This is a genomic window from Janthinobacterium sp. Ant5-2-1, assembly GCF_001445815.1.
Taxonomy (GTDB): domain Bacteria; phylum Pseudomonadota; class Gammaproteobacteria; order Burkholderiales; family Burkholderiaceae_D; genus Janthinobacterium; species Janthinobacterium lividum_E.
Genome location: NZ_LNCE01000102.1, coordinates 1 through 519, shown reverse-complemented (window position 1 = coordinate 519; position 519 = coordinate 1). Strand labels below are relative to the sequence as shown.

The following is a 519-nucleotide window of genomic DNA, read 5'->3' as shown; positions in this document are numbered from 1 at the left end:
ACCACTCTTTACGCGCGATTTCGATACCGTTCAGACGGCCGGACGACATGATCTTGATACCGAGAGCACCCAGGCGCATTGCATTTTGCATTGCACGCTTCATGGCGCGGCGGAACATGATCCGTTTTTCCAGCTGCTGAGCGATCGAATCGGCGATCAGTTGCGAATCGATTTCTGGCTTGCGAATTTCTTCGATGTTCACGTGAACAGGTACGCCCATGATCTTGGTCAGCGCCGACTTCAGTACTTCGATGTCTTCGCCTTTTTTACCAATGACCACGCCTGGACGCGAGCTGTAGATCGTGAAGCGCGCGTTCTTGGCTGGGCGCTCGATAACGATGCGGCCAACGGAAGCGTTCTTCAGTTTCTTTTTCAGGTAAGCACGTGCTTTCAAGTCTTCGTTCAGCATGGCAGCGAAATTACCGTTGCCTGCATACCAGCGCGAAGCCCAGTTACGGGTGACCGCCAGACGGAAACCGGTTGGATGAATTTTCTGACCCATCGTGGCTCCTTAGTTAC

Annotated in this window: 1 protein-coding gene; it reads right to left on the bottom strand. The window is 53.2% G+C overall.

What is annotated here, in order from left to right:
• Nucleotides 1–502 (bottom strand): 30S ribosomal protein S3 (rpsC, locus tag ASN89_RS24485; protein ID WP_082654738.1); only part of this gene is annotated, 502 nt, incomplete at its 3' end.
• Nucleotides 503–519 lie beyond the last annotated feature (17 nt).